This window comes from Tolypothrix bouteillei VB521301 (assembly GCF_000760695.4).
Classification (GTDB): domain Bacteria; phylum Cyanobacteriota; class Cyanobacteriia; order Cyanobacteriales; family Nostocaceae; genus Scytonema; species Scytonema bouteillei_A.
In genome coordinates this window covers 3,878,641-3,894,845 of sequence record NZ_JHEG04000001.1, presented here as the reverse complement: position 1 = coordinate 3,894,845, position 16,205 = coordinate 3,878,641, and the positions used below count along the sequence as shown (strand labels likewise).

Annotated in this window: 13 protein-coding genes and 1 CRISPR repeat array; of the genes, 6 read left to right on the top strand and 7 right to left on the bottom strand. The window is 41.7% G+C overall.

Annotation, left to right across the window (positions count from 1 at the left end; translation table 11 throughout):
- The first annotated feature begins 35 nt into the window (after positions 1–35).
- A complete protein-coding gene (locus tag HC643_RS15435; RefSeq protein WP_038077403.1) occupies positions 36–1,253 on the top strand; it encodes an MFS transporter in 1,218 nt (405 codons plus the stop codon).
- A gap of 61 nt (positions 1,254–1,314) precedes the next feature.
- Entirely contained in the window at positions 1,315–1,668 is a 354-nt protein-coding gene (locus tag HC643_RS15430; protein WP_038077402.1) for a nuclear transport factor 2 family protein, read from the top strand.
- Positions 1,669–1,693: 25 nt separating this feature from the next.
- On the opposite strand, the gene HC643_RS15425 is transcribed toward HC643_RS15430, so the two are convergent.
- The gene (locus tag HC643_RS15425; RefSeq protein WP_038077401.1) at positions 1,694–2,758 is read right to left on the bottom strand and encodes a potassium channel family protein; all 1,065 of its coding nucleotides are present in this window, start codon (positions 2,756–2,758) and stop codon (positions 1,694–1,696) included.
- Positions 2,759–2,896: 138 nt separating this feature from the next.
- On the opposite strand from HC643_RS15425, the gene HC643_RS15420 reads away from it, so the two are divergent.
- Together HC643_RS15420 and HC643_RS15415 are read left to right on the top strand one after the other, a co-directional pair.
- Positions 2,897–4,159, top strand: a complete 1,263-nt coding sequence (locus HC643_RS15420) for an aspartate aminotransferase family protein (protein ID WP_038077400.1) — start codon at positions 2,897–2,899, stop codon at positions 4,157–4,159.
- Between the two features lie 111 nt (positions 4,160–4,270).
- Positions 4,271–5,347 (top strand): mevalonate kinase family protein, encoded by a 1,077-nt coding sequence (locus tag HC643_RS15415; RefSeq protein WP_038077399.1) that lies wholly within the window; start codon positions 4,271–4,273, stop codon positions 5,345–5,347.
- A 3-nt stretch (positions 5,348–5,350) separates the two neighbouring features.
- Here the strand turns inward: HC643_RS15415 and HC643_RS15410 are convergent, their stop codons facing one another.
- The 5 genes from HC643_RS15410 to HC643_RS15390 form a co-directional block, all read right to left on the bottom strand.
- Complete coding sequence (locus tag HC643_RS15410; protein ID WP_038077397.1) at positions 5,351–5,728, bottom strand: nuclear transport factor 2 family protein; 378 nt, start codon at positions 5,726–5,728, stop codon at positions 5,351–5,353.
- A gap of 249 nt (positions 5,729–5,977) precedes the next feature.
- Entirely contained in the window at positions 5,978–7,051 is a 1,074-nt protein-coding gene (locus HC643_RS15405) for an FUSC family protein (RefSeq protein ID WP_050045818.1), read from the bottom strand.
- 1 nt (position 7,052) lies between these two features.
- On the bottom strand, positions 7,053–7,730 hold the full coding sequence (tsaB, locus tag HC643_RS15400; protein ID WP_038077393.1) for a tRNA (adenosine(37)-N6)-threonylcarbamoyltransferase complex dimerization subunit type 1 TsaB: 678 nt from the start codon (positions 7,728–7,730) through the stop codon (positions 7,053–7,055).
- Between the two features lie 57 nt (positions 7,731–7,787).
- A complete protein-coding gene (locus HC643_RS15395) occupies positions 7,788–9,194 on the bottom strand; it encodes an RNA-guided endonuclease InsQ/TnpB family protein (protein WP_202048624.1) in 1,407 nt (468 codons plus the stop codon).
- 598 nt (positions 9,195–9,792) lie between these two features.
- A CRISPR array of direct repeats spans positions 9,793–11,218; the repeat unit is 37 nt; unit sequence ATTGCAATTTCATTTACTCCCTATTAGGGATTGAAAC.
- A gap of 282 nt (positions 11,219–11,500) precedes the next feature.
- Positions 11,501–12,220, bottom strand: coding sequence for a DUF305 domain-containing protein (locus tag HC643_RS15390; protein ID WP_038077390.1), 720 nt, complete (start codon positions 12,218–12,220; stop codon positions 11,501–11,503).
- A 554-nt stretch (positions 12,221–12,774) separates the two neighbouring features.
- Between HC643_RS15390 and HC643_RS15385 the strand changes: the two genes are divergently transcribed.
- Complete coding sequence (locus HC643_RS15385; protein WP_038077386.1) at positions 12,775–13,458, top strand: dienelactone hydrolase family protein; 684 nt, start codon at positions 12,775–12,777, stop codon at positions 13,456–13,458.
- Between the two features lie 61 nt (positions 13,459–13,519).
- Here the strand turns inward: HC643_RS15385 and HC643_RS15380 are convergent, their stop codons facing one another.
- The gene (locus HC643_RS15380; RefSeq protein ID WP_038077500.1) at positions 13,520–14,344 is read right to left on the bottom strand and encodes a uroporphyrinogen-III synthase; all 825 of its coding nucleotides are present in this window, start codon (positions 14,342–14,344) and stop codon (positions 13,520–13,522) included.
- A gap of 262 nt (positions 14,345–14,606) precedes the next feature.
- Here HC643_RS15380 and HC643_RS15375 point away from each other — a divergent pair, with 262 nt between their 5' ends.
- Entirely contained in the window at positions 14,607–16,022 is a 1,416-nt protein-coding gene (locus tag HC643_RS15375) for a 1-acyl-sn-glycerol-3-phosphate acyltransferase (RefSeq protein ID WP_038077383.1), read from the top strand.
- The last annotated feature ends 183 nt before the right edge of the window (positions 16,023–16,205 follow it).

The window sequence follows — 16,205 nt, the reverse complement described above, 5'->3', positions numbered from 1 at the left end:
GTTTAATAATTACCTGCATAATTGAGGAAAAGAAAATGCTGAAACTCTTCTGTATTACCTTAGGTAGCTCCATTGGGAGCACAGTAATGTGGCTGTTGTTAGTGCCCTTTTTAAAAACTATCGTTGATAATACCGGACAGATTGGAGAAGTTGGCATGACTCGTCAAATTAGTAGCCTTGTGGGCTCTCTACTGGTATGCGTGTGGGCTGATGAAGGCAAGGTTCTTATGAAGTTCATGGGAACAGAAATAATTCAATTCATTCTAGCCATCTTATTCTTGGGAATGTTAATCTTTGCTCCAGCGAACGTTAACTATGAATTTGTCCTTGTTTGGACTGCGTTAAGATTCGGAATTATAGGAGCTAGCTCTATTGTTTCCTATAAGATTGTTGGACAGTTTGCAGGCTCTTGGGGGAAAGGAGCTATTATTCATATGCTGACTTCACAGCAAGGAGCTATGGTTTTTGCATCTATTATATGCGCTCTTATTCCGCTTTTTTTTAGTGCAAAATTTGAAACTGCACTGGTAATTGATGCCATTACATCGCTACTGCTCGTTATTTTCATATATACATTGAGGAACAGTCCTCATAATAAAGACTATCCCAAGACAGCAAAGCAGGGAGGCTCATTGCTTAAACTGCTTATGTTCTCCGTACAATCTTTTTGGTACAAAAAGCTTTTCCCCTGGAATAGTATTCAATTGGTCTTTCTTGTCTCATTATCAGGAATGATGGTTTATGCCTACAAAATGTCTAACCAGCAAACTCTGCTTCCGGAAGATATTTGCTATTCACTTAGCTGGTTTTTTTATGGGTTTTCACTTTGGCTCGGCGCATTTTTCATTCAAAAACTGCAAAACGACAAAATGCTCGCGGTTTCATCAGCTGGTATCCTAGCTCTTTGTGGAGGCTTAGGAATTCTTGCAGAGTTTAATTTGGAGAATTTGCATATCATAATATACATACTGTGTACTTATGTCAACGCTATATGGCTTCATCTCACAAATAAGAAAATTCTTGAGAACGCACCTGAAGACAAGGTTGCAAGAGTTAGATCTGGTATGGTTCTCTACCTAGCATTTTTGTTTGGAATCGGAGAATTTGCAATTGGACACCTTCTTGATTTAAAATACGGGTTGCTTGAGCTAAGCGCTTTGCGTATCGGGTTTGGTTTAGTTCTAGCACTTTTGGGAAGTATGTATTTCACTTCCAAGGATCGATCGCTCATTAATGCCGCAAAGAAAGCTTAAGAAACCTTCTTAAGAAAAGTATTTCTTATCCTAATTTTATTCACTTAGTGCGATAAAGACGATGACAGATAAAAGCATTATTGAAGTAGTTGATAAACAGCTTAAAGCTTACAATGAACGGAATCTGGAAGAATTTTTAAGCTGCTATATTGATAACGTTCCTGTTCTAGCTTTTCCTTCACAAAAAGAGATTTTAGAGATCTCAGGAAAAGCTTTTGCAAACAGATACAAAAAACTTTTTGAAAATAGTCCTAACCTCCATTGTCAATTGATCTCGCGATGTATCGAAGGAAATATCGCGATCGATCAAGAATTGGTTACAGGTTTTAATGGTTTAGAAACAAAAACCGCAGTAGCAATTTATCAGATCGAAAATGGAAAAATCACAAAAGTGTGGTTTGTAAAGGACATTTGACTCTTCACTTGATGTTCAACTCCTATTAACCTTTTTTTGGTCGCCGCAAAGTCTTAGAACCAATAGGACCCAAAAGTTGGTTGAGAGCACGCAGTTGTTCGACCGTACCCATAGCTATCAGAGCATCTCCCGCCATAAAAACCGTGTCAGCCGTGGGACCACCGATAAGTTCTCCACTCGCACGCCGAATCGCTAGAAGTAGTGCGCCTGTTTGCCCTCGCAATCTCGCCTGTCCCAGACTTTGACCGACAAAAGGACAGCTTGTCGGATCGAGACGAAATTCTTCCATATAAAGCTGTCGGTCTGTCCCAGAAAGCATACCATCGACAAAGTCTAGCACTTGCGGTCTCAGGGCAGCAGCAGCCATCCGCTTTCCACCAGTGATGTAAGGAGAAACCACAGCATCTGCACCAGCACGCTGTAACTTTTGTAACGCTTCTTCGTTACTCGCTCTTGCGATCGCCCGAATACTGGGGTTTAATGTTTTTGCTGACAAAACGACATACAAATTTTCTGCATCTGAAGGTAAGGCCGCTACAATACAAATTGCTCGAGTAATTCCAACTTTCAATAAAGTGTCATCTAAAGTTGCATCTCCTTGGTATACAACAAAACCCTGATTTTGAGCTTTTTGTACTGATTCTATACGAGAGTCAATCACAACAAAAGGGACGCTCTCCGATCCGAACTCCATCGCAATTTGACGGCCCGTTCGACTAAATCCACAAATAATATAGTGTTCAGATAAGGATTCCATTAAACGCCTCTGTCTTCTGAGTCGAATTCCTTGTTGAAAGTAACCTTCAATAACAGCTTCTGTAAATCTATTAACAATGTAACCAATACTAACAACTCCCATTAAAATCAGGGCAATGGTAAACAATCTGCCTCTAGCTCCTAAGGGTTGGGTTTCACCATAACCTACGGTCGCCAAGGTAATGACTGTCATATAAGCTGCGTCCTCCCACGACCAGCCCTCTATGAACCTGTACCATGAAGTGCCAATTAGAAAGACACCACCGAGGGCAATCATTCCTGCTGTTAACTCTTTTTGAATCCGTTGGTACTTTTGCTCGAGTGTAGAATACACAGTTTTTTTAAAAAAATAACTCGTTTGAGAATATCAACAGAGCTGGCTTAAGATGATGTTTGTACGAAGATTTTTTGCAAGATTCTCATAGAGAATAGCAATTCGCTGTAATATGAAGAATTTTCAGGAGGTGGGCACGTGAGCGTACAAACTCTGGTTGACCAAGCGATAATACCATCTAGCCCCTTTGATACGGAAGGTTTTAATCAAGCCGTGATGTCTACTTACGCACGGTTCCCCCTTGCCTTGGAACGAGGCAACGGGGCTCGTGTTTGGGACACGCAGGGGCGAGAGTATCTCGACTTTGTGGCTGGGATTGCCACTTGCACTCTAGGACACGCCCACCCAGCTATGGTGGAAGCGGTAACTCGACAAATACAAAAGTTACACCACGTTTCTAATTTGTACTACATCCCAGAACAGGGAGATCTGGCAAAGTGGTTAATTGAGCATTCTTGCGCGGATCGCGTCTTCTTTTGCAATTCAGGGGCAGAAGCGAATGAAGCAGCGATTAAACTGGCGCGGAAATACGCTCATACAGTGCAGCAAATTGAAAAACCTATCATTTTGACAGCACAAGCCAGTTTCCACGGTAGGACTCTAGCAACAGTCACTGCGACAGGGCAACCTAAGTATCAAAGAAACTTTGAACCTTTAATGCCTTGTTTCCACTACGTACCTTATAACGATCTCAATGCAGTAGAAGTTGCTATTAGCGAACTTGATGAAGGGGATTACCGCGTATCGGCAATTTTATTAGAGCCATTGCAGGGAGAAGGGGGTGTTCGACCGGGGGATATTGCTTACTTCCGAAAGTTGCGGGAGATTTGTGATGAAATCGGTATTTTGTTAATTTTTGATGAAGTCCAAGTTGGAATGGGGCGTAGCGGTCACTTGTGGGGGTATGAACATCTTGGTGTTGAGCCAGATATTTTCACCAGTGCCAAAGGCTTGGGCGGTGGTATTCCTATAGGGGCAATGATGTGTAAATCATCCTGTGATGTTTTCCAACCAGGAGAGCATGCCAGCACTTTTGGTGGCAATCCCTTTGCTTGTGGTGTCGCCCTCGCCGTTTGCCAAACTTTGGAACGGGAAAATATCTTGCAAAATGTTAGAGACAGGGGCGAACAATTGCGTGATGGGTTAAGAGCGATCGCTTCTAAATACCCCAATCAAATTACAGATGTAAGGGGTTGGGGTCTGATTGATGGTCTGGAGTTGAGCGCAGATATTCCCACGACTGCTGCTGATGTTGTCAAAGCTGCTATAGACGAAGGCTTGTTGCTGGTGCCTGCAGGTCCTAAAGTTGTGCGCTTTGTTCCACCTTTGATTGTCACTGAGGCGGACATCAACACGGCATTGCAAGCTGTTGATAAAGCAATGGCGACAGTGACAAAATAACGTTCTTTAGATATTTTTGTCACCAATCAACCCAAGTCAAGAAACTACTTGCCTTGGGTTACGTTTTTGTGGTAATCAACGTATCTTTAAATATGGAAAGCGCAATCGAAAATGAGAATTTTTGTTCCGGGTCGTCTTTGTTTGTTTGGAGAACATAGCGATTGGGCAGGAGAATATCGCCGAATTAATCCTCAAATTGAAAAGGGTTACACCTTAATTGTTGGTACCAATCAGGGAATTTATGCGGATGTCAAACCGAATTCTACTGAGTTAATTATTCATTCTTCTCTCAATGATGGACGACATTATGAACCGATCGGATTACCTATGGAATCCGATACTCTCAAGTGCGTAGCAGCAAAGGGCGGTTTTTTTAGTTATGCTGCTGGTACAGCTTATCAATTTCTGACTCACTATAATGTTGGCGGACTTGAGGTTAATAATTATCTAACCGACTTACCTATCCAAAAGGGGTTATCTTCGAGTGCTGCCTTTTGCGTTCTCATTGCGAGGTCTTTTAATCGTCTGTATGACTTAAAGATGACAATTCGTGAAGAAATGGAATTGGCCTACCTCGGAGAAAGAACCACTCCCAGTCTTTGTGGTCGTATGGATCAAGCTTGTGCTTATGGAAATCGCCCAATCTTAATGATATTCGATGGCGAACAAATCGATCTTATCGAGTTGAGAGTTAGCCAAGATTTGTTTTTTGTAATTGTCGATCTTGCAGGCAGCAAAAACACACAAGAAATACTAAGACGATTGAATGAGTGTTATCCTTTCGCTACCAATCAAATTCAGCAAAATGTCCAAAAATACTTGGGTTCTATTAGTACAGAAATTACCCACTTGGCAGTTGAAGCAATACAACTCGGAGATGCCCAGCTTCTTGGAGCTTTAATGACAAAAGCCCAAACGGAATTCGATCACCACGTAGTTCCCGCTTGTCCCTCTCAATTAACTGCAAAGAAACTGCATCTCTTGCTCCATCACGAACCTCTAAGTCCTTATATCTTTGGAGGAAAAGGTGTGGGTTCTCAGGGTGATGGCACTGCACAACTTATTGTTAAAAATCAAGAAAGTCAAAGAAAAGCTATCGAAATTATTCAGCGCGATTTTCCTCAAATGCAAGCGTTAAAGTTAACTATTTCAAGACAACCTGATAATCATCCAGACGACACTGCTTAAAATTTATATATTGGAAATTATTTGACTTACGTGACCTGCTACAATTTGCCAACTGTTATGGCGCTTTAACCAAACGCGAGTGAAGCGATAGGGTTCTGAGAACTCCTGACCGTTGAGGATTCCAGCAAGTTCTGCTTTAAGGGTAACTACAATGCAATCCTGAGTGTAAGGATGGATTTGGCGATCGCTAATCTCTACCTTCGTGAACCGGAACACTCCACTGCGATGTGCTTCGAGGTCGTATTGCTTGTTACCTATAAAACCCGTGTGCATAGTCCAAACCAAGTCGTCAGCAATCAGTTCATCCAGCACAGCGACATCACTCGTAAGCATCGCCTGCTGCAATTTTTCTTCCAAAGTTTCGATCGTTGTATTTTCCATTAATACCTTCTCCTTCATCCTAGTGCGTGGGGTCAGCAAGCGCCTGAAATACCGAAAGTACTAGTAACAAGTCTGCTCACTTGACAAATGCTTAAGCATTTGCTTAAGTATTTACAGTATAGATAAGCATTCGCTTAAGTGTCAAGCTATAGAACATCAAAATTGTTTTGCTTGTGATGTCTGAGCCCGGTTGAAAAAGTCAGATCGAGAGGAAGTGCGGCATCGCCTACCTGCGGTAGTTAAAATTTTTTATAAATGATTTAAGATTGATATATTGGTCATTCTCTGAAGCTTTCTGCCAACTTCTTCCATCGTATAAAAGAAGGTAAAAAAGCGAAGAATTTCATTAATGGGATAATCTTCTTGTTTGAGTTGTTGTAAGTCATTAAATCGCTTTGTTGTATCAGCAAGCGCAACCTCTATTTCCGGCAAGGATACATGGGATTTGTAAGACTTAACAGCAGTTGCCAACGTTAGCATTGCACTTCTTGTTTCTTGTGCAAGTTGAATTAATTCAACCGAAAGAATCTGCCATAAAGTGTCTTGCTCTCGAACGAGTACGGTATGTTCCATTGTCAGAATATGCTGCCAAATTCTACTAATAAGAAATTCCCAAGCTTCATTTATACGAGTTTCTAACGGTTCGCGTGTTTGTCCCTGTCGAACTTCTTTCCAAAGCTCCTTTTTTTTCTGAAGTAAGCTATTGATGGTTGTTTTTAATTCATCAGCTTTTGCGCGATCGTAACTTCCTGTAAAAGCGCAGTCTACCACGAGGGCATAGAATTGCTCCAATTGAGTCAGTATTTGAGACAAGCAACGCCTGAGTTCTACACCCGCAGATGCTGGAAAAATGAAATCGTTTACCAATAGCGCAACAGCAATACCTAGCAAGGTTTCAAGAAATCTGTGCCATGCGTAAAGCCACGGTGACGCATTGTAATTGAGGATAACAATTGCTGATACATATCCTGCTAGCTTTGCGGCTTCTGTGAATTTCCAATAATTGCTGAGAAAGATCGTTAAGAATACACTGATCCCCAATGACCAAAAATTGCTTCCTAGCATTGCGGCAAAAATTGCTCCGCCGACAGCACCTATTGCTGTTCCTATCAATCTCTGGAATCCCTGTAGTAAAGTACTACCATGGGTAGATGACATAACAATAATGGCTGCAATGACAGCATAAAACGGATATTCCCAGTGCAACCATTTCGCGATCGCAAACGAAAGAACTGATGCGATCGCCATTTTCAATGCCATCTTGGCTAGTATGCCATTAGGAGTAGAAGCCCAAGTTTTCAGGTGAGTGAGAGTTGGTAGCATTCTAGATATCCACTGGATGTTGCCCGTAAAATGGTAACGCTTCTGACCAATGAGGACGCATACCTTTTTGCCAATCCAAATATGCCAGTTGCAGCACGCTTGTCACAGTTGCTGCTAAACCAGATGTAGCCTCAACAAGTTGATAGCGGGTGTTCCAATTGGCTAACTTCTCTTGCCATACCTCTGGTGCGATCGCAATATCTGGTAGTAGAACATCTAACCCAGAAGCATTGGGGCTGAGTTGATAGATACCAGCAAAAACTTGACCCCGTTGGGCTGGCATTTGTACGGCAATAACGGGTTCTTTGACAATTTCCGACCCTTCTGGCTGGGACGATGAAATCTGCGATCGTGCTACAGCTGCCAGATTGGAGACAGCAAAGACGGGAATGCCCAACTGTTGACCCAAAGTACGAGCAGTCACAACCCCAATGCGAGTACCTGTAAAACCACCCGGTCCCCTAGCAACTGCAATAAACCCCAACTCAGACCAAGTTTGGGGCTTAATAAATTCAATTAGGTACTGGTGTAAATGGCTGGATAACTCACGGTCTAAATACCAGACATGAGAACGAGTGTCTCCAGCAAAGTTACTTATTGCCAAGCCCAGTTCGCGAGTGGTAGTGTGGAGCGCTAATCCGTATTTTGTCGGTGACAGGTGTTGTAGTTGAATGGTCAAGCTAAATTTAGATAAAGATTGGCTTTCATCCCGTTACCAGGATTCTGTTAACATGAACTACTCCGCCGCATAGGCGGACGGAGTTTCAAAAAAAACTCCATCACCTACTTGACTTCGTTTTTGACGCTTCACCTGTCCCAGGTGCTTCATACTGCCAGTCTGCTTTCGCTTCTTGGAGCCTGAAGTAGTGCTGAAACATCCGCAGTCTGCGAGGCTCGTTCCAAACCCCGTTTGTTGATTCGTTGCAACGTTGTACATAACCATAGCAGAGCCACGGTCACGGGCAATCTCGAAACCACACTCACAAACGTGATGTCGATTAGAAAGTTCTGCCCATTCCTTGTTGACTTTGCCACAGCTAGGACAGCGTTGCGACGGTTTGATTTCTTTAGTGGGAAGCACAATCATCAAGCCACCTTTGTGTTCGATTTTGTAAGCAATCATCTGATTGAGTGCTCCAAAACCAACGGAAAGGATTGATTTATTTAATCCGGCTTTTTGTTTTTTGCGCGAAGTCTGCCGGGTGGAAGATTCCATCCGGCGAGCTTCGCGCTTGCTCCCCTTCTTCGCTTTGCGCGTCATCCCTTTGGTGTTAAGTTCTTCGGTCACGCCGATGTCATAACGACTGGCAATATCTGACGTGATTTTATGCTGCCAATCTTTACGTTGAGTCGCTACCTTAGCTTGTAGTTTAGAAATTTGTTTTCTAGCTTTCTGCCAACGTCTAGAAGCTTTCACTTTCTTCTTGTGATTTGGAGCACGCTTGCGCCGCAAAGCTTTTGATAAATGCTTGATTTGTAACTCAGCTTTTTTAGTGAATTGAGGGTTTTTTACTTCAGCGAATTCTCTACCATCGTACAAAGTCAACGCTGTTGCTGTCCCCAGGTCAAAAGCTACAATTTTCTCGTACTTCAAGTCAGACTCAGAACCAAACTTTGGTGCTTCAACCTCAATATCAACGCTAAAGGATGCAAACCACTGGTTTTTGCTCGGTTTGTAAGAAATAGTCAAAGTCGTAGGAATTCCCCAGTCTTTGGCTTTTCCACGCATCCTGACAGTGATACCCAGATCGTTGAGGGTAACAGTCCCATGCTCTCCTTCAGTGTTGGCTTTCCATCCCGACTTAGCTGGGTACGTCCATCCCGAATATTTGTGGATTGACTTGAACTTGGGCTTTTTCCTGAGTCCCTTGAAAAATGAATTGTATGCTAAATCAACTCGCTTAACAGTTGCTTGCATTGCTTGAGAGTGCAGATAGTCAAACTCTACCCACTCTTTCTTGAACTCGGGCAAGCAATTTTGTTGTTCGAGATAAGTAACGTTTTTCTTGTTCGCCTTCCACTCATAACGACGGTGAGCAATACAGGCATTATATAAATACGCATGGTCGCGTCTAGCCTGAAGCATCTTAGTCTCTCGCTCCTTATTTGGATAAAGCCGAAATGTATATCTTCTTGTTGCCAATATTACTCACCTCCTTTAAATACACGATACCATAATTGTTTAGACAACGTGTAGACAAAACAATATGAAAACTAAGGGATTGCATATTAGAATAAGTGAGCGAAGACTGAATAAAATTCGGTTATATGCTGCTAGCAAGGAAAAGACGATTACTCAACTTATCGAAGATTGGATTGACCGACTTCCTGTCTCAGAGATAAACAATTCCTCTGACACCCGTAAAGGGTGTACCTCGTAATTGTTCGGCTATCCATCCCCACCGCATGGCTGATGGGGAATTTCGCCGAATTAGTTAAATAATCATACAAGAAAATTTTGTGCCTCTTTAGACAGGTTATACTTTGGGCAAAGGTGGTAAGTAGGGGCAGTTCAGCGCGGATGGGTAGGTGTTGGAATTCACTTGCGAAGAAAAATGCCTGTATTCCTTTTGGTGTAAGACATAGAGGCGATAGGATCGTCAGACCCATCCGCGCACCTTACCCAGACTCGGTTTCAGCCATTTTCCCTCTAGTCAATCTCAATTTCTCGTGCTATGATTGACCCATCCGCGATTTTGAACCATGACAACCAAATACTGACTCAGTTTCAGGCTCTTGCCATTGCAATTTCATTTACTCCCTATTAGGGATTGAAACTCGATTAAATATTACAGCCCCAGCGAGAGATAAGATTGCAATTTCATTTACTCCCTATTAGGGATTGAAACAAAAGCATAGAGAATCCCAAAGGGGAACTAAAGTGATTGCAATTTCATTTACTCCCTATTAGGGATTGAAACGCAGATTTTGAAGAAACCAACAATCGAAGAATCATTATTGCAATTTCATTTACTCCCTATTAGGGATTGAAACGTGTAGACTGGGGCACAACCACCCCATAAAAAATCCATTGCAATTTCATTTACTCCCTATTAGGGATTGAAACGGGCACAGATATATAGTTCAAGCATCAATTTCCGCTTCTAATTGCAATTTCATTTACTCCCTATTAGGGATTGAAACCTTCCCATGCGGTAACTTCTTCACCTAAATGATAAGATTGCAATTTCATTTACTCCCTATTAGGGATTGAAACGGGCAAGGGAAAGTTTTGTAGAAGGAGCGATGTTGATTGCAATTTCATTTACTCCCTATTAGGGATTGAAACAGATTATAAGTAGAAAATGGTTGGCAGTGATTGGTAATTGCAATTTCATTTACTCCCTATTAGGGATTGAAACTTTTAATACCTTGCCAATAGCTTTGCATATCCATTGCAATTTCATTTACTCCCTATTAGGGATTGAAACGAATTGGAACAGCAATCCTAATTTCTTTCAAAGCATTGCAATTTCATTTACTCCCTATTAGGGATTGAAACTTAAATGAGGATGGAGATCCTAGTAATTGATTAGATTGCAATTTCATTTACTCCCTATTAGGGATTGAAACACTCTTTCGATTTTTGCTCGTGCATCCAAACTTCCAAAATTGCAATTTCATTTACTCCCTATTAGGGATTGAAACGCGTCAACGCCAGCAACGACCTCATCAATCACGAGGATTGCAATTTCATTTACTCCCTATTAGGGATTGAAACTTCTGAGGACTGCTGACAATAAGGATATTGCCAGAAATTGCAATTTCATTTACTCCCTATTAGGGATTGAAACGATCTTGATGGGTTGCCTTTTTGTCCGGCTGCAAAATTGCAATTTCATTTACTCCCTATTAGGGATTGAAACCGTAACAACGCCAACAGCAACACCTACAAAGTTCGCCCAATTGCAATTTCATTTACTCCCTATTAGGGATTGAAACTTTGCTAAAAATCCCGACAGTGGCGGTGCATTTGATGGAGATTGCAATTTCATTTACTCCCTATTAGGGATTGAAACATCAACCCCCAATCTGAAGCCCTTAGAATTGCTGGCGATTGCAATTTCATTTACTCCCTATTAGGGATTGAAACAGCATCTATTTTGCATAAGGAGAAGACAACGAATGAAATTGCAATTTCATTTACTCCCTATTAGGGATTGAAACTTTTCTGTGGTACCTTAGGCATTGGGAGTTACTCATTGCAAGTTTACTTTATAATACCAATTTAATATGAAGCTGCATACAATTAGCCTGCGAAGGCAGGCTTTGTTTGTATAGCCCCACTCTTCTAGAGTGAGGGCAATAATGTGCAACTTCACATAGAATTGGTATAAATCATCTCTAAAGGCTATAACCAAATGGATTTCGCAAAGTTACTGCTTGTACCATTTAATCATGTCAAGTAGAGTCTTCTGGGCTTTTCATAACCAAATGGATTTCGCAAAGTTACTGCTTGTACCAAGCTTGTCGCCATTGCTTCATTTGTTCAATTTCCTTTTGTTGAGAGCTGAGAATCCCTTTCGAGATGTTCTTAATTTCAGTGCGTTTGGATTTACTTAATGCATCTTGCGCCATTGTTACCGCCCCTTCATGATGCGGAATCATGGCATTGATGAAACGCAGGTCGAAGTCACTATCAGCAGCGCCCAAGTCCATGTCCATTCGCATTGCTTTAGACTGCTCGGGAGACATTGCTACTGTTTGATTCTGCTGGGAATTCCAAGCTGTTGCCATCTTGGATGCTTTAGGATACCATGCCGTGCGCCACTGTTTCAACTGAGCAATTTCTTTGTTTTGCGCTTTGATAATTTCGCCTGCTAGCTTTTTGATTTCGGAACGTTTTGATTTCTGTTGTGCTTCTTTTGCCATCTCGGTTGCTCCTTGATGGTGTGGAATCATCGCATCAATGAACCGCAAATCGTAGTTCGCATCCGCCGGACCCAAATCCATTCCCATGCTATTATGGTTCATCCCACTACCATGATGCATACCACTACCGTGGTCCATCTGTTGCTTGTCGCTAGCCTCAGTTGCGCCGTTACTTAAAGCTTGGGTTTCGTTTTGCGAAGCAGTTGTGGAACAGGCTGTAAGAACGCTCCCTGTAAAGGAAGCCAGTGTGATGAAAGTAATTGCAAAAAAACCAGTTTTCCAAGAAAGACGTTTCATACAATTGAAATTGATAGTTGAGACTATAAGTTTCTTTTATTTTTAAATCTCCAGTTAGCTGGAGTGTCAAGTCCTACTTTCCGATAGACGGCAAATAGCTAATTTGCTATTGGAGCAATAGAACTGCACTAATAGCTTAGTGTTGCAAAGAATAATGAAATTAGGATGAAATGCTTGTACTGGATAGAAAAATGTCCCAATGAATACTTGATGAGTTTGTCACTGATACAGATTCTTTAGCTCACGAGTTCCTCACAAGTTTTGATTAAACTCAACAATATAAATCAATACAGTTCAGTTAACAACATCCAACCCTTGATGATAGCCCTAGCCCCCCAAGCGAAAGGGGGGCTTTATTCCCCTCTTTTAAAGGGAGTTAGGGGGATCGAGTCTTATCTGAAGCGTATTGCAATATAAATGACAGCATTGGTTCCTAACAACCATTCGTTATGAGCAACTAACCGTCACCTTCACTCGTAGAAAGTTTTTACGCCATCCCAGTTAAAATCTTTTTTCATTCAATATTAACATACCTAACACTTTTGGAGATAGCAATGCATAAAACATTAGCATTCAATGTTGAACAGCAAAATATTTCGATAGCGCTGGGTATGGATAAGTTAGAGGGCGAACTCATTATTCCCACAGGCGCAGAAGGTCTTGTTATTGTTGGTTCTAATACTAGTCATATTAAATACAGCCCGCGACAGAATTATTTTACTTATTTACTCAGACAAGGAGACTTAGCAACAATACACATTAACCTTTTAACAGAAGACGAAGCAACAATCGACAGGCGGACAAAACACTATGAAAGGGATATCAATCATTTAGCTTCTCGGTTTCTTGCAGTTACAGACTGGGTGACAACAAATCCGTTAACTTCTCATCTCAAGGTAGGTTACTTCGGAATGAACGCGAGTGCAGGTGCTGCTTTACTTGCTGCAACAGAACGTCCAACGACAATTAGAGCCGTTGTCTCGCAAAGCGGACAAACCGATTTAGTCAATCGAGCACTGTCTTATATACAAACTCCAACACTGCTGATTGTCGGAGGCGATGACTATCCAACAATGACCATGAATGAAGATGCATTGGCACAAATTACCGTACCTGAAAAACGACTGGAGGTGATTCCTAAAGCGACTCATCAGTTTCAAGAAGCAGGTGCTTTAGAAGAAGCCGCAAGGTTAGCACGCCAGTGGTTCAAGCATTTCCTTTCTTTTTCACGTAATTAGGTACTTTTATTTCCTTTCTCTTATATTATGGGCTGGGCGTCTTCGTCCGCCCAAACATACTTTATCTTTTATTTTCTTGATTAAAAAATGATGCGATCGCATCTGTAAATCCTGCAAAAGAACTATAATCTTTAGCAACAACAGACACCTTGAAACCTAATTTTTCTGCATTAGCTGCCGTGTATGGTCCAAAACATGCTATGACGCAGTTTTTATAATCGCTTTTTGAATGAATCATTTTTAAAAAACCCATAATTTCAGCAGTACTGCTAAAAGCGATCGCATCTACTTTCCCCTGCCGAACTAAACTTAATTCAACCTCATAAATAGTTTTTTCCAAACAGCGAGTCATGTATGTTGGGACGCGAGTCACATTCATCCCCAACTGTTTTAACCCTGCAACAAAATTTGGAACGACATCAGGTTCTGGTACGCCCAAAACTTCAGGAACAGGAACAAGTACTGTTTGTTTGGCAATATTGGGAATCTTAGCTAACTCAGCAATAATTCCTGCTGGGCTGGGTTCTGTTGGCACTATATCAACTTTAACGCCAAAAGCAGCTAATTTTTCCGAATCTATACCAATGGCACACAAACGGCATTTTGCCAATACCAAAGGGTTGATTTTTAACACATCCAAACGTTGGAAAAATGCCTCAATTCCATTTCTACTAGTAAAAGCAATCCAATCGAACTGCTCGATTTTTTGTAATGCAATATCTAATTCAGTAAAATTTTCTAACGGACAAGTTTCTATCGTTGGCATAAGTAATGGCAAAGCACCTTGGTTAACAAGCTGATTGGAGAATCTCATAGCGTAGTTCCGAGGTGCGGTGACAAGAATGCGCTTCCCGTGTAAGGGAAGTTGGGTAGATGATATTAGCAAGATAACCTCTACAAAAGTATGAAGTATAAAAGATAAAGGATAAAAATTTCTACTCAATAAAGATTGTCTATTTCGGATACAGTTTAGGGACTCACTTTATCCTTCTTCTGTTGTAGCACTGATTTTTTGATAAAGTATGAAATATAAAGGATAAAAAATTTTACTAAATAAACCATCTCTATTTCAGAACCAAATGTAAAGACTCATTTCATCCTTCACACTTTATCCTTATATATATTGGAAGATAACCAGGAGAGCCATCTTGCCCCATCCCATTCAACTTGCTCAACCACCATTAGAGTTTATTCCTCCGCAGTACAACCCACTTGTACGCTATATGATGCAAGTGATTTTGCCCGTTGTGTTGCGCTTCAGGCTGCGACCCTGGTTACCAACTGGTATCGCCCAAGTTGAAACTGTAAATGTTGAGGTGTTAGCCAAGCTGTACCAACAATTTCAGGCTGGCAAAATCCGCTTTTTAATTGCCTTTCGCCATCCTGAAGTGGACGATCCTCTGTGTATGTTTCATTTGGTATCTAAAGCTGTACCGGAAATTGCCCGTAAAAAAGGAATTTCGCTGCAATCTCCAATCCATTCTCACTTTATTTACGAGCGGGGAATGACTTTATGGGCGGGGAACTGGTTGGGCTGGCTGTTTTCTGGGTTGGGGGGCTTACCAATCCATAGAGGTAAGCGATTGGACAGAATTGGAATGAAGACAGCACGGGATTTATTTGCTAACGGTAAAATTCCTATCTCTGTTGCTCCTGAAGGAGGAACCAACGGACACAGTGAAATTGTCAGCCCTTTAGAACCGGGTGTTGCTCACATGGGTTTTTGGTGCGTGGAAGATTTGCTCAAAGCCAATCGCACTGAAGAGGTTTTTATTGTGCCAATCTACAATCAATATAGTTATATCAATCCATCCTGGAAAAAACTAGATTGGCTTTTAGGAAAGTTGGAAGCAGATTGCGGTTTACCAGTCCAGCAAATGAGCCAAGCAACTCTCGCTGACAGGGAGAAGTTTTTCTACGAGCGACTGTTTCATCTTGGCGAACACATTCTTTCCCATATGGAAAAGTTTTACGATCGCTTTCACCATCAAAGCACGGCGACTGCAACACCAACCGATCCATCTGTTAGCCGCAATCAGATCTTGGCAAATCGCCTCCAGGTAGTATTAGATAGATCCTTACGAGCAGCCGAGCAGTTTTTTGGTCTTGAGAGCGAAGGAAACATCATCGATCGGTGTCGTCGATTGGAAGCTGCATCTTGGGATGATATTTACCGTAAAGATTTGCCCGATTTGCAGACACTATCACCCTTAGAACGGGGTTTGGCAGATTGGATTGCTGAAGAAGCATCTCTGCGAGTCCTGCACATGCGTTTGGCAGAGAGTTTTGTTGCAGTTACGGGAAGCTATGTTTTGGAAAAGCCTTCTTTTGAGAGATTTGCAGAAACGTCTTTGATTTTATTTGACCTCATTGCTCGCATAAAAGGAAAAAAAAGCCCCGCACGACCTCGACTGGGTTGGAGAAAATCTCGGATAACAGTGGGTGAACCGATTTCTGTGACAGAACGTTGGTCAAATTATCAGCAAAGCCGTCAAGCAGCCAGACAAGCAGTTATCGATTTGACGCAAGATTTACAAACAGCGTTGGAGAAGATGATTGCATGATATTCGGCTAATGACTCATAAATTTGTTGGTTCGTAGTAGCGCTGTCTTCGCATGCTACTTGAGTTTTTCAGAAAAGCGATCTAAAGTACTTGAGATGAATTGCTATTATTCTTGCTCAATCGCTGGGCAATATCTGCTAAGGTGACTTCATTATTTCTGGCTTTTATCATAAGTACAAATTT

Excerpts from the sequence above, each read along its gene's own strand:
- HC643_RS15435 (WP_038077403.1), top strand. The coding sequence starts at position 36 with ATGCTGAAACTCTTCTGTATTACCTTAGGTAGCTCCATTGGGAGCACA.
- HC643_RS15430 (WP_038077402.1), top strand. The coding sequence starts at position 1,315 with ATGACAGATAAAAGCATTATTGAAGTAGTTGATAAACAGCTTAAAGCT.
- HC643_RS15415 (WP_038077399.1), top strand. The coding sequence starts at position 4,271 with ATGAGAATTTTTGTTCCGGGTCGTCTTTGTTTGTTTGGAGAACATAGC.
- HC643_RS15410 (WP_038077397.1), bottom strand. The coding sequence starts at position 5,728 with ATGGAAAATACAACGATCGAAACTTTGGAAGAAAAATTGCAGCAGGCG.
- HC643_RS15405 (WP_050045818.1), bottom strand. The coding sequence starts at position 7,051 with ATGCTACCAACTCTCACTCACCTGAAAACTTGGGCTTCTACTCCTAAT.
- HC643_RS15390 (WP_038077390.1), bottom strand. The coding sequence starts at position 12,220 with ATGAAACGTCTTTCTTGGAAAACTGGTTTTTTTGCAATTACTTTCATC.
- HC643_RS15385 (WP_038077386.1), top strand. The coding sequence starts at position 12,775 with ATGCATAAAACATTAGCATTCAATGTTGAACAGCAAAATATTTCGATA.